Raw genomic sequence first — 13096 nt, forward strand, 5'->3', positions numbered from 1 at the left:
AGTCATTGAGTTACAGTCAAGCTATTAGATATCTGTATATAAAGGAGTTTGACGTGGCTAATGTATTTATTATTAATGCCTCAAAAGAATTTGATGGCTCTGAAGGAAAACTCAACGATTATTTAACGCAAGTTGCTACCACTTTGCTGTCTTCACATCAGATAAATGTGCAATCAACTCGTATTGATGATGGCTACGATAATGATGACGAAGTTGATAAATATTTATGGGCTGACGTTATTATCTATCAAATGCCAGCTTGGTGGATGGAAGGGCCTTGGATCTTAAAAAAATATATTGATGATGTCTTTAGTGCAGGCCACGGAAAATTATTCATAGATGATGGTCGTACACGAAAAGATCCTTCAAAAAAATATGGCTCGGGTGGGTTGCTACAAGGTAAAAAATATTTACTCTCCGTGACTTGGAATGCACCCTTTGAATCTTTTGAAGAACAAGAACAGTTCTTTGATGGGAAGGGGATTGATGCCGTGTATTTTCCATTCCATAAGGCAAATCAGTTTTTAGGGATGGAGGGATTAAAAACCTTCGGAATGTTTGATGTAGTGAAACAACCTCAAATTGAAAAAGATATTGGGGCATATAAAAAACACTTAGAACAAGAAATTGTGGTTTTGCATCGCTAATTTTAATAGGGAAATATAATAGCAAAAAGCCCGCACTGTAATAGCGCGGGCTTTTCTAAATTTGGCTCCTCCAACTGGACTCGAACCAGTGACATACGGATTAACAGTCCGCCGTTCTACCGACTGAACTATGGAGGAAACGTGTTCTTCTTGAGAACGAGGCGCATAATAACGATGATATATCAGAGTGTCAACGCTAAAAGTGGATTTAATCTCTATTTGGTTGGTTTATCGACAAAGTGGTTAAATAATAGAAGTTATTCTCCGTGTTTTTGTCATCAACACGGAGAATGAATCAGGCTTGGGGGGATAATTGTGACGCTGAAATCGATTGTTGGACAGGATCGAACGCCATTAAATACACATCATAAAAATGTATTTCTTGTTTTTTGCTAATAATCTCACGAATGTCTTCTTTTATTTGTGGTGAGATTGCGGGGTGTTGCTGAATTTCATTTACTGCTTCATCAGAAAGTTTTTCGAAGGTATACCATTCACCGTTATAGCAAACTCTTAAATCAAGTACGCCAATATCTTCAAATTTATAGATAGGTTTAATATCAAATAGCAATACACCAGCCATAACAAGGAACATTACAGTGAAAAGAACCAGTGAAATAATGCCAAAATAAGGAGAGTAGATGAGTAATGCTGCAAGCAATATATAAGAAAGAACCATGCTGATGCATAACCAGATATGGTTTTTTAAAAATTGACTATTAAAATGTGGTTTTCCGTCTCTTTTTTCCGCTTTATTGATCCGGTCTAAATCACGCTCTAAGATTTCTTTTAATACATTCATTGTAAACACCTTAAGAGATGAATGTTGCAAACTTGTTTCTTGTTACTAGATTATCACGGAGGCGAGATAAGCAGGTAGAACAGTTTTTTTTAAATTCGGGCATTAACTGTTATTGTGATGCCATTAAGACTATTCTTAGTTGCTGTTAATAATAGAGATAAAATATCAAATAAATTTTATACACAGTGATGAAAATAGAGGAAGAATTGTATTTTTAATGTGCAATTCGCATTTTTTTAATCTTTAGATGCATAAAACTATTGCTATTAAACTTGTCTCATGCGTTAATGAGTAAGGCCTCAATACAGACCTGATTTATGATTGACATTCTAAGTTAATGAGTTTTAAACAGCATCGCTTTTTGACCGTTTTCTTCATGTGTGCCCATAAGTTATAGGTAGTTCAGGCCAGTAGATGCCGAGAAGGCAACGTTTTATTGATATATAGGAAAGTCACATGTCTGACAAAATGAAAGGTCAAGTTAAGTGGTTCAACGAGTCTAAAGGCTTTGGTTTTATTACTCCAGCAGACGGAAGCAAAGACGTATTCGTTCACTTTTCTGCCATTCAAGGTAACGGTTTCAAAACTCTGGCTGAAGGTCAGAACGTAGAATTCACAATTGAAAACGGTGCAAAAGGTCCAGCAGCAGCTAACGTAACAGCTCTGTAATTTAAAGCCTTTTAAAAATTTTCTTCAAGCCTGTCACCTTATGGTGGCAGGCTTTTTCTTTATGGGTAAAATAAATAAAAAGAGAATGATAATATTTATCAGGAGAAAAGATGCAGATTAATGATAGGGTTGTTGTGAAGACGGATGGTATTGATGATCGTGAAGGGATCATCCTGCTTATTGAAGAATTTCATGAAGGTATTATGTATTTAGTATCACTTCCCGAGTATCCAAAAGGAATTTGGTTTTTTAATGAAAAAGAGGGCGGAGAAGGTACATTTGTTAGACCAATACAACAAAAGTGATTTGTGTTTAGGTTCGGTTCATTTACATTTTTAAACTGGCTACTTATACTTTTGCTAAATTTTAGTGGGGAGAAGTCATTTTGGATACGCAAAGTTGTCGGTTAACAACAAATCAGTTAACTCAAAATAAATTTATTCCAATCAGTAGGTAGGCTGCTTTTCTTCAGTAAAACTGCTTACCACTTTTGGTGGGCAGTGCATCGTAATATTCCTTTCTTATATATTTCTGTTTTGCACTCACCCAAAAACCCTTTATGTAACTAACAAAAAAGGTATAGGTATGTGCTACATTTTTTTCTCCTTATTTCCTCCTCCTAGGTCGATACGTTAATTTCAATACTCTGAACTTTTAGAAAGTATTTTTCAGATTTATTTTTAATCATCATGTAGAGGAAATAAACATGACGATGACACCTTATATTTTAAATTTGGTAATTGCCATGTGTCTTGGTGCATTGATTGGTGCCGAACGTCAGTGGCGACAGAGGATGGCTGGTTTAAGGACGAATGCATTAGTTGCCACTGGAGCCGCTGTTTTTATCTTAAGTTCAATCGAGACTTCACCGGATAGTCCTGGCCGAATAGCCGCTCAAGTGGTTTCGGGGATAGGGTTTCTTGGCGCAGGTGTAATTATGCGAGAAGGAATGAATATTCGAGGACTGAATACAGCGGCAACACTTTGGTGTTCAGCAGGAATTGGCGTGTTGTGTGGTTTAGGGCTGTATCAATTGGCGACGATAGCAACACTTCTTATTCTTTGTGCCAATATTTTATTACGAGAAGCCGCTCAGCGCATTAATGCTCAACCACAATCTCAAGCAATAGATATTGAGCAACGTTACTCTATTCGAATTATTTGTGATGCTGAAGATGAGGTTTTAGTCAGAACTCTTATTTTGCAAGCAATAAATGGTTTACATGTTCGATTACAATCTTTGAGTAGTGCTGATACATTAATGCCTAGCCAATTAGAAGTTTGTGCTGAGTTGCTTGCAACGCCTATTGAACAAAAAGAGATAGAAGCCATTGTCTGCCGAGTTAGTTTAGAGAAAAGTGTAAGTGCTATCAATTGGAAAATTGCATCTGAGCACCCAGCCTAACTAACAATAGTTTGAATTAAATACACTTTTTAAGATTACTCTCTATATTCTATATAGGGAGTTTTTTTGTCATTGTCATACTGGAGAGATATTAAATACCCAAAATTAGCTTAAAAAGAATATGAATATTAAAGAAAGTTATAAGCGATATAGTCTTATCGTTTGTGAGCAAATAAACGTAGTGGCTGATTTTAAAACTCAGTGTCTCATTGCTGATAGTGAGATCTGCATCATATATTAAGTATTATTACTAACATATAGAAATAAAGTATTTTGTTATCGTAATTATTATTTTTGTAACTATTACTTTATGGAATAAAAATAGGGATTTTATTCATAGTGAACCAATTAAAAATACACAAGAAAGGCGGAATTGATTTTCGTTTTATTTTAAACAACCATTTTTACGTAATTTGATTAATATGCAATTATTTGTATTGTGGTTAACCCGTATATTGTGAGCTCAGAGTGGAAATGACTGAATAGAGTTTAAGCATATTTGATATGGTTTCTCTTTTTTATTCATTATTGCTTTCAGATTGTTTTGACTTACTGCTGTTTATTTTGAATAAACGATGAACATTAAAATCAAGTGAGCATTGGCCATGAGGCGTTTACTTATTAAATGAGGTGCTTAGGTGTATTGTAGGGCAAAAAGTCGTTATTAAGGGGCTTAGTGTAGTATAGAATTTTGTGGCATAAAGCGTGTTTTCTATTGATTATAATAGCATTTTTTTTAATATCTAAATTATACTCTCAAATTATTTCAATGTATTTGGTGAAATATATATCAATATTTTTCATCTGGTTTCGTTTAAGTGTTAATTTTTGAGTAATATTTTTAATTTAACCAAATGAGTGCCCAGAAAAAGAGAAGCAAGTGTAGTGAAATAGCAAGTTTAGTCCGCTACAGTAAAGCTGATGAATGGTTGACGAATGTTGTTTGTCATTGTTCATCCGTGATGTGCAAAAAAAATTGAAAAAATGTAATATTTTTTGTAAAAATCATGTAGAAAAAATGATACTAATAAGTAATCTTACAATGAGAATAGAAAAATCATACCAAGCATTTCTTTGTATAAAATAATAATTTCATGATTATATTATTTATAACTTTGTCAAGGATGTAAATCTGACTTATTACAGAAAGAGAATTATCTTAGTATGAAATAGGTATGCCATTACCATTTATCCTGAAAATAAATATAAAGGATAATTGTGATATTGACCTTTTTTGATTAACTTAAAAAGATAAAAACAAGCTCATACAACCATTAATTAAAAAAGTATACCATCAGAAAAAGACGACAAACATTTCACGATAGCTAGCTCAAAAAAGAGAGCGCTCATTTCAATAGAACTGAAAGCAATACACAAAGTATTTGTATTCACGCCATGAATAGTCTCAATTATTCTCGACTTAAAAAATACAGTTACAATATTTTTCCGATCCTTCTTTTTAGAAAAAACAGAACACTTTGGAAACGTAAAGTATGAAACCCAGTTATTGCTTTTTAAGCATAATCTAATAAATGAGATATAGATCTAAATTGCTTAGATATATCAATATTTTTATTACTCTTTTATGGAGAGGAAATGTCTTTTTAAGCTCAGAATGACTCAAAAAAAGGGTAATAATACGGACTAAATCAGTGATAAGAAGAGAGGAATATTTAGATATGTATTTTTTAGTTATCTAAATAAAAATATAACGATATTTAAATCTTTGTCTGTGGCCCATCCCGTCAATATCAACTTTTGTTAAGCAATGGTGTTACTAAAAGTCAGCATCTTGGGTTCTGTAATACTTTGAGACTTGTGTTAACTAGGTTGAAATGAAGTAACTGAATATTGAAGGGGAAGAAAAGTGAAACAATGCTCATGATTTGTAGCTGTAAAACAAATCACGATAAAAATTAGTTTCGTTGATAAAAAGTAACATATGATATTTTATGGTTTGTGTTGATGCTAATAGAGTAATCAATAAGATGTTATTTTGATCATATTTATTTTTCTTTGTTTACATTAAGGTAGTGAGAGTATACAAGTGTTAAGTGTTGCTCAGGGTGTTAGTCTGCTCGGAAGCTTTTGGTGTTCAATAGCAATCAAAAGTAGAAAAAACAGAATTTATATTCAATCTTGTTTTTTTATGAATAAATTACTTTATATTGAGGGATCTCTAAATTTTTTTTTAGAAAATTGAAATTAATATTTCAATTTTAGCCTATTATTTTATAGTAAATGAAGTTGGTTTTATACTTTAAAAATTTAAAATTAACTCGATTTTTTTATTTGTTTCATTAAAGATAATATCTATAATTAATTTAAATGTATTTTATCAATATGGATAATTATTTTTTATTTCTTCATTTTTTAACTGTTCTTTTTTATTTTTTATTAAATGAGGCTAAATTTTATAAATTAATTCTTTGTTTTTTATATTTTACTTAAGCTAAATGTTGTATTATGTTTATATTCTGAATGATTATTAATAGTGAGTTTAAAGTTATTGGTTATTAATTTTATTTTTTCTTTTATTTATCTTTAATATTAAAAAATAAATTAATACAAATATTTACTGTTCATAAAATGGACTATAATTCATAAATAAAACTTATTTATATGAGTATATTATTTAGTGGTGATTAATTTACAGTCAATAAAACTCCTATTAAGAGTTCTGTAATTTAAGTGTTAAAAGCACATCCTAAATCATAAGTATATTTTTATTATTACGAAAGAAACTTTAATGCTGTTGAAAAAAATATTCAATAATTTAAGGGAGAAGATGCATAACTCAGAATTTAATTTTAGATGACTTATCTTTATGATACATAAGTGAGTGTTTGTATCATTATGATTTTAAAGAAAAAAATTATTCTTTAAATCATGATAAAAAAAGTAATAACTATAAATAATTATAATAGTCTATTTATTGAACAAATTGTAAATAAAAAGTGATCATTTCTGAGGTTTTAAGTAAATGATGAAAAAATAATATCTATAGAAATATTTATTAAACAGAAAGGGATTGTTTAGATAAAGATGAGGAGTAGATATAGCAATATATGTTACTGTGATCAAAAAAATCTTCAATTTTAGATTTGTCAATTTTTTATGCTGTATTTTTAGGTTTATAAGTTTAATAGATCGTATAAAATAAAAAATTATCATTAATATTTTAATTTGGGTAGATTAGCTTATTAATTTACACCAAGTTTTATTACTTTTATCACTTGAATAGTTAATGAACTAATTCCATAATAATGATTATCTTTTTGTGATGTGACTCACATAGTATTTAAATTAGACTACTTTATCCGTTGAATAACTTAATAGTTAAGGAGTAAAGTTGTTGCGTTAGGATTATTCTTAACGAACTATATTGGCGAGCATTTAAAGTTTACTTTTAATTTAAATGTTTTTTTCGCTACTTTTGAAAATGACCGTATCAAAGTAATACAAGGTAGTGTTACTACGCGTCATGTTCATAAAATGGGGCCTGGAGATTTAATATTACATTTATATTAATTTCCTCGGGATCTTTCATTAGGAAGATCCTCTTTGTTCAATATAATCGGACGGGATGTAAAGAGATGAGTACGGTTGAATTGCTTAAGCATATTTATGACATAAATTTATCGTATTTGCTTTTGGCGCAAAGGTTAATTAACCAAGAAAAGGCTTCAGCAATGTTTAGGCTTGGTATTAGTGATTCCATGGCTGATGCTCTTGCAGAGCTTACATTGCCTCAATTGGTTAAGTTGGCTGAAACAAACCAACTAATCTGTAATTTCCGGTTTGAAGACAGCGAAACAATAGAACAACTCACTAAAGAATCTAGAGTGGATGATTTGCAACAGATCCATACAGGTATTCTTCTTTCTTCAAACTTGTTTCGTCAGTTAGCGGAACAAGATACATCTGCAACAAAGAAACGGGCATAACAATGAGTGAGAAAAGTATCGTTCGAGAAGCGAAAGATATTCGCTTAGCAATGGAATTAATCACCTTGGGTGCCCGCTTACAAATGCTTGAAAGTGAAACTCAATTAAGTCGGGGGCGTTTAATTAAATTATACAAAGAATTAAGAGGGAGCCCCCCTCCAAAAGGAATGTTACCTTTTTCAACGGATTGGTTTATGACATGGGAACAAAATATCCATTCCTCAATGTTCTATAACGCTTACCGTTTTTTATTGAAAAATGGGGGTTGTGTAGGGGTTGAGGCAGTTGTTAAAGCTTATCGTTTATACCTAGAACAATGTCCACCTGTTAAAGATCAAGAACCCATTTTAGCACTAACAAGAGCATGGACATTAGTACGCTTTGTTGAAAGTGGTATGTTACAACTTTCAGTTTGTACCAAATGTAATGGTTCATTTATTACACACGCACACCAACCTGCTAGCAATTATGTTTGCAGTCTTTGCCAGCCTCCTTCTCGCGCAATAAAAAAACGTAAACTTTCCGCCAATCCTGCCGATATTAACTTACAACTGTTGGATGGTCTTGAACAGTTTGCAATGTGATTCGAGATTGAAAGTTAAATATCAGGTTATAGAGCTTAGTTATCTATAACCTGAGCCGTTTCCTCTCCCCCTCCTATCTCTTGCTGCTATGTTCGCCATTCTCTCTATAACGAAATTAGCTAAAGGGATATCGCGTGTTAGTACTCTTAGGATATATCGTGGTTATGAGCGCCGTCATCGGGGGATATCTTCTCGTCGGTGGTAGTTTAGGCGCCTTGTACCAGCCAGCCGAATTTATAATCATTTTTGGTGCCGGTATCGGTGCTTTTATTGTGGGTAATAATGGTAGAGCAATTGTATCAACAATGAAGATCCTACCGAAATTACTTCGTAGTACAAATTACAATAAAGCGATGTACATGGATTTGATGGCTCTCATGTTTCGTTTATTGTCAAAAGCACGTCAAAACGGAATGTTGGCATTAGAGAGAGATATCGAAAATCCACAGCAAAGTGATATTTTTTCCCAGTATCCTCGCATTATGAAAGATGTCTATATGCTCAGTTTTATTACGGATTATATGCGTCTCATGGTGACTGGGAATATGAATCCTTATGAAATTGAATCTTTGATGGATGAAGAGATTGCGACTTTTGAGGAAGAGAGTGAAGTTCCCGCTACAGGGTTATCTGCCATGGGTGATTCTTTACCCGCGTTTGGTATTGTAGCTGCTGTGATGGGCGTTGTTAATGCGTTAGGTGCGGCGGATAGACCTGCTGGTGAAATGGGGGTTCTCATTGGACACGCAATGGTCGGAACTTTTTTAGGTATTTTATTAGCGTATGGTTTTATTTCACCATTAGCTTCCCGACTCAGACAACGCTCTAGTCAACAAATGAAAATGATGGAGTGTATCAAAACAACACTGTTATCTAGCATGAATGGATATGCGCCACAGATAGCGGTTGAATTTGGACGTAAAACCCTCTTTCTGGCAGACAGACCTTCTTTTATTGAATTGGAAGAACATGTACGTCAGGTACGGACACCGATGCAGGCAAATCCTGATGCAATGAAAGAAGAGTAATTATGAAGAGTAATTCACAAATCATTCGAGTTAAAAAGCGAGGGAGAAAGCAACATTACGCTCACGGTGGTGCATGGAAGATAGCTTATGCTGACTTTATGACTGCAATGATGGCTTTCTTTCTGGTGATGTGGTTACTTTCAATCTCTAGCCCACAAGAATTAACTCGTGTAGCAGAATATTTCCGTACGCCGTTAAAAGTCGCAATTGAAAAAGGGCGATTTAGTGGAGATGCAACAAATCCTATTCCCGGAGGAGGACGTGATCCTGTCTATAATGAAGGGGATATTTTGCCAAAAGGCGAGGAAGATAAACAGCTTAATGAAAAGCAACAATTCCGCCGTTTAAAAGATAATTTAGAACAAGTCATTTTAAATGATCCTAGATTAAAAGATCTGAAGCCTCATTTATTAATCGACATGATGGATGAGGGTTTACGAATTCAAATTATCGATAAAGCAAATCGACCTATGTTTAGAGTCGGTAGTGCCACCGTTGAACCTTATATGAAGGATATTTTAACGGCTATTGCACCTATTTTAAACGATACACCATACAAAATTAGTTTATCGGGTCATACCGATGATATTCCTTATGCAAGTGGTGCTTTTAAATATAGTAACTGGGAATTGTCTACAGATCGTGCTAATGCCTCTCGCCGTGAGTTAATTGGTGCAGGATTAAGGGAATGGAAAGTACTTCGTGTCGTAGGTATGGCATCAACGGTTCATCTCGTTAAAGAAGATGGTTTTGCAGCGGCTAACCGACGGATCAGTATTCTAGTCTTAACGAAGCAAGCAGAACAAAAAATTGTACAAGAAAATGAGCGGGTTGCACCGACAGTAACTGAGGCTATTGAAATAGAGCCTCTACTTTCAGGGCAAGAAACCCCACAAGAAAAAGCAGGAAATACACAGACGGGTTCGTCTGTGTCTTCTGCATCTGAGCTTCCCGAATCAAAAAAGGAAAATGTTGAAACAGGAGTTTCTGGGGAAAGTTTGCCATCACAATCGACAAATATTACTACAAAACAGGGAACAGCCCCCTAATTTGTTAGTAATCGCGTAAAGGTGAATGAGTAACGATGGATATTACTGAGTTTTATCAAACATTTTTTGATGAAGCAGATGAGTTGTTAGCTGATATGGAACAGCATTTACTGTTACTTGATCCAGAAAATCCAGATCAGGAACAGATGAATGCGATTTTCCGTAGTGCACACTCCATAAAAGGAGGAGCTGCAACATTTGGCTTCGTTAAACTTCAACAGACCACTCATGTGCTTGAAAACTTGCTCGATAGTGCAAGACGTCATGAGATGGCGCTCACCGACGACATTATTAACCTGTTTCTGGAAGCGAAAGATATTATGCAACAGCAATTGGATGCACATAAAAACTCACAAGAACCTGATGAGGAAACATTTAACTATATTTGTGAGAAGTTGCGTCAGCTGGCTCTCGATGTAAAAGAAGAACAATCAGCTCCTAATGTTGAGGCCGTTGCTGGGCCTGAAGCTTCCGTTTCACACGTTATTGAGACTGAAACTTCTGTTCCATCATCTGATGCTGAAAATGTGCAAAATGACGCCACTGTAGAAGAGATATCGAAAATGGCGACTGATGGACATTATTACCATCACATTATTTTGTCTGATCTTAAAGAGACTGATATTGATTTAATGCTTGATGAATTAAAACATCTTGGTGATGTGAGCCAAGTTGAAAAACAACATCATGGCCTTGAAGCAATATTAAAAACAACCGCGACAGAAGAAGATATTAGTGCGGTACTCTGTTTTGTGATTGAGCCTGAACAGATCTCATTTAGACAAAATACGGCTACAGAAAAACGGATGGCACAAGAAGAGAGTAAACCCTCTATTGATGATACTCATACTGAAAGCCAAGCAGAACAATCAGCACCTACTCAATCTGTTGTCGCTGAAAATGCACCGTTATCAGAACCAGCAAAAGCACCCGTTGCGACGGTATCAACACCGACCAAAAGACCTGCTACTGCTCCAGCGCCTAAAACAGAATCAACCAGTATTCGTGTTGCCGTTGAAAAAGTTGATCAACTCATCAACTTAGTCGGTGAATTGGTTATCACACAATCTATGTTAGCTCAACATAGCGATAGTCTAGAACCGTCTATATACAGTGATTTATTAAGTTGTATTGCACAACTACAACGTAATTCACGTGATCTGCAAGAATCTGTTATGTCGATTCGTATGATGCCGATGGAATATGTATTTAGTCGATTCCCTCGAGTTGTGCGCGATTTAGCAGGTAAAATGAATAAAAAAGTTGAGCTTAATATGATTGGTAGCTCGACTGAACTTGATAAAAGTTTAATTGAAAAAATTATCGATCCGCTGACTCACTTAGTTCGAAACAGCCTTGATCATGGTATTGAAATGCCAGCAGATCGCGTTGCTGTTGGTAAGCCTGAAGCCGGGCAATTGACATTATCTGCAGAACATCAAGGTGGCAATATTTGTATTGAAGTGACTGATGATGGTGCAGGATTAAATCGTGAACGAATTTTGAAAAAAGCCATTTCTTCAGGACTTTCAGTTTCTGAGAATATGAGTAATGAAGAAGTTGCTATGCTTATTTTTGCTCCTGGATTCTCAACTGCAGAAGTCGTGACTGATGTGTCTGGACGTGGTGTGGGTATGGATGTTGTGAAACGAAATATCCAAGAAATGGGGGGACAAATTCAAATTAGTTTTGAAGTGGGTAAAGGGACTCGCATTCGTATTTTACTCCCACTCACGTTAGCTATTTTGGATGGCATGTCAGTTAAAGTACAAGATGAAGTCTTTATTTTACCATTAGGTACAGTGGTCAGCTCTTTACAACCTGAAGAGGATGATATTTATCCATTAGCGGGTGATGAGAAATTATTGCAAGTCAGAGGAGAATATTTACCTCTCATTGAATTGCATCGTACTTTTAATATTGAAGGTGCTCAAACCGATATTACTCAAGCTATTGCGGTTATCGTACAAAGTGCCGGACGTCGTTATGCTTTATTAGTGGATAAATTAGTTGGCCAGCATCAAGTTGTTGTTAAAAATATAGAAAGCAATTACCGAAAAGTACCAGGTATTTCTGCCGCAACAATTATGGGCGATGGTAGTGTGGCTTTAATTCTTGATGTACCAGAATTACAACGTTTAAGTCATACACAAATGACAAATAAGAAAAAGACTACAACTGCAAGCGCAGTCATTTAATAGTGAGGATAAAATAAGATTATGGCTTCGGAACATTTCGAGAAATTATCCGGTGAAACTGTTGGACAAGGATTTCTAATTTTTACGCTGGGCGACGAAGAATATGGAATTGACATTTTAAAGGTTCAAGAAATTCGTGGATATGATCAAGTTACTCGTATTGCTAATTCACCTAGCTTTATTAAAGGGGTAACAAATTTACGGGGCGTTATTGTTCCCATAGTTGATCTGCGTATTAAATTTTCACAAGAAAGTGTAACTTATAATGACAATACTGTTGTTATTGTGGTTAACTTATTAAATAGAATTGTGGGAATTGTTGTCGATGGCGTTTCTGACGTTCTTACGTTAAAGCCAGAACAAATCTGCCCTGCGCCAGAGTTTGCAGTCACAATGTCTACAGAGTATTTAACGGGGTTAGGTACTTTAGATGAAAGAATGCTTATTCTTGTTGATATTGAAAAATTACTCAACAGTGAAGAAATGGAATTAGTTGATAGCGCAACAATTCAAGCTAAATAAGTTTTTATTTTTTAAAAAATAATATAAATACTGTTCCGGTACATTTGCCGGAATAGCTATTTCTGTCTTTTTTATTTTATTAATGAGTGCTAAAGCATTAAATTAACTTTAAGGTAAATTTAAAAATAAAAAAGAACTAATAATTTGAGTTAAGTTCTATTTTATTATTTATTACTTTATAAGTAGCTATCAACAAGTTGTAATATTTTTCTAGTGACGGAAATAACTATAAAGTTTTTTATACT

At 34.3% G+C, this 13096-nt stretch carries 11 protein-coding genes and 1 tRNA gene; 10 read left to right on the forward strand and 2 right to left on the reverse strand.

Features of this window, described 5'->3' with window-relative positions:
• Nucleotides 1-53 precede the first annotated feature (53 nt).
• Nucleotides 54-647: an NAD(P)H-dependent oxidoreductase gene (locus tag GWJ05_RS12215; RefSeq protein ID WP_036935696.1), complete on the forward strand. Its 594-nt coding sequence runs from the start codon at nt 54-56 to the stop codon at nt 645-647.
• 62 nt (nt 648-709) lie between these two features.
• On the opposite strand, the gene GWJ05_RS12220 is transcribed toward GWJ05_RS12215, so the two are convergent.
• Both GWJ05_RS12220 and GWJ05_RS12225 read right to left on the reverse strand, forming a co-directional pair.
• A tRNA-Asn gene (locus GWJ05_RS12220) sits at nt 710-785 on the reverse strand.
• A gap of 157 nt (nt 786-942) precedes the next feature.
• Nucleotides 943-1449, reverse strand: a complete 507-nt coding sequence (locus tag GWJ05_RS12225) for a YlaC family protein (protein ID WP_036935698.1) — start codon at nt 1447-1449, stop codon at nt 943-945.
• Nucleotides 1450-1905: 456 nt separating this feature from the next.
• Between GWJ05_RS12225 and cspE the strand changes: the two genes are divergently transcribed.
• The 9 genes from cspE to cheW all read left to right on the forward strand — a co-directional run bounded on the left by cspE (nt 1906) and on the right by cheW (nt 12851).
• Nucleotides 1906-2118, forward strand: a complete 213-nt coding sequence (cspE, locus tag GWJ05_RS12230) for a transcription antiterminator/RNA stability regulator CspE (RefSeq protein ID WP_004243573.1) — start codon at nt 1906-1908, stop codon at nt 2116-2118.
• A 110-nt stretch (nt 2119-2228) separates the two neighbouring features.
• Nucleotides 2229-2423 carry a protein DsrB gene (dsrB, locus tag GWJ05_RS12235; RefSeq protein ID WP_036935700.1) on the forward strand — a complete coding sequence of 65 codons (195 nt, stop codon included), beginning with the start codon at nt 2229-2231 and terminating at the stop codon, nt 2421-2423.
• A 401-nt stretch (nt 2424-2824) separates the two neighbouring features.
• On the forward strand, nt 2825-3523 hold the full coding sequence (locus GWJ05_RS12240) for an MgtC family protein (RefSeq protein ID WP_036935702.1): 699 nt from the start codon (nt 2825-2827) through the stop codon (nt 3521-3523).
• A 3596-nt stretch (nt 3524-7119) separates the two neighbouring features.
• Nucleotides 7120-7470, forward strand: a complete 351-nt coding sequence (gene flhD, locus GWJ05_RS12245; RefSeq protein WP_036935704.1) for a flagellar transcriptional regulator FlhD — start codon at nt 7120-7122, stop codon at nt 7468-7470.
• A 2-nt stretch (nt 7471-7472) separates the two neighbouring features.
• On the forward strand, nt 7473-8054 hold the full coding sequence (flhC, locus tag GWJ05_RS12250) for a flagellar transcriptional regulator FlhC (RefSeq protein WP_006533207.1): 582 nt from the start codon (nt 7473-7475) through the stop codon (nt 8052-8054).
• Between the two features lie 134 nt (nt 8055-8188).
• Nucleotides 8189-9082, forward strand: coding sequence for a flagellar motor stator protein MotA (gene motA, locus GWJ05_RS12255; RefSeq protein ID WP_036935706.1), 894 nt, complete (start codon nt 8189-8191; stop codon nt 9080-9082).
• A 2-nt stretch (nt 9083-9084) separates the two neighbouring features.
• Nucleotides 9085-10131 (forward strand): flagellar motor protein MotB, encoded by a 1047-nt coding sequence (motB, locus tag GWJ05_RS12260; RefSeq protein ID WP_036935708.1) that lies wholly within the window; start codon nt 9085-9087, stop codon nt 10129-10131.
• A 35-nt stretch (nt 10132-10166) separates the two neighbouring features.
• Nucleotides 10167-12329: a chemotaxis protein CheA gene (gene cheA / locus GWJ05_RS12265; protein WP_103004591.1), complete on the forward strand. Its 2163-nt coding sequence runs from the start codon at nt 10167-10169 to the stop codon at nt 12327-12329.
• Nucleotides 12330-12350: 21 nt separating this feature from the next.
• A complete protein-coding gene (gene cheW, locus GWJ05_RS12270; RefSeq protein ID WP_023581802.1) occupies nt 12351-12851 on the forward strand; it encodes a chemotaxis protein CheW in 501 nt (166 codons plus the stop codon).
• Nucleotides 12852-13096 lie beyond the last annotated feature (245 nt).

This window comes from Proteus sp. G2626, from assembly GCF_009915985.1.
Lineage (GTDB): Bacteria > Pseudomonadota > Gammaproteobacteria > Enterobacterales > Enterobacteriaceae > Proteus > Proteus vulgaris.

Bases quoted from the DNA above. Each gene is read 5' to 3' on its own strand.
- GWJ05_RS12225 (WP_036935698.1), bottom strand. From the start codon at position 1,449: ATGAATGTATTAAAAGAAATCTTAGAGCGTGATTTAGACCGGATCAAT.
- cspE (WP_004243573.1), top strand. From the start codon at position 1,906: ATGTCTGACAAAATGAAAGGTCAAGTTAAGTGGTTCAACGAGTCTAAA.
- dsrB (WP_036935700.1), top strand. From the start codon at position 2,229: ATGCAGATTAATGATAGGGTTGTTGTGAAGACGGATGGTATTGATGAT.
- GWJ05_RS12240 (WP_036935702.1), top strand. From the start codon at position 2,825: ATGACGATGACACCTTATATTTTAAATTTGGTAATTGCCATGTGTCTT.
- flhD (WP_036935704.1), top strand. From the start codon at position 7,120: ATGAGTACGGTTGAATTGCTTAAGCATATTTATGACATAAATTTATCG.
- flhC (WP_006533207.1), top strand. From the start codon at position 7,473: ATGAGTGAGAAAAGTATCGTTCGAGAAGCGAAAGATATTCGCTTAGCA.
- motB (WP_036935708.1), top strand. From the start codon at position 9,085: ATGAAGAGTAATTCACAAATCATTCGAGTTAAAAAGCGAGGGAGAAAG.
- cheA (WP_103004591.1), top strand. From the start codon at position 10,167: ATGGATATTACTGAGTTTTATCAAACATTTTTTGATGAAGCAGATGAG.
- cheW (WP_023581802.1), top strand. From the start codon at position 12,351: ATGGCTTCGGAACATTTCGAGAAATTATCCGGTGAAACTGTTGGACAA.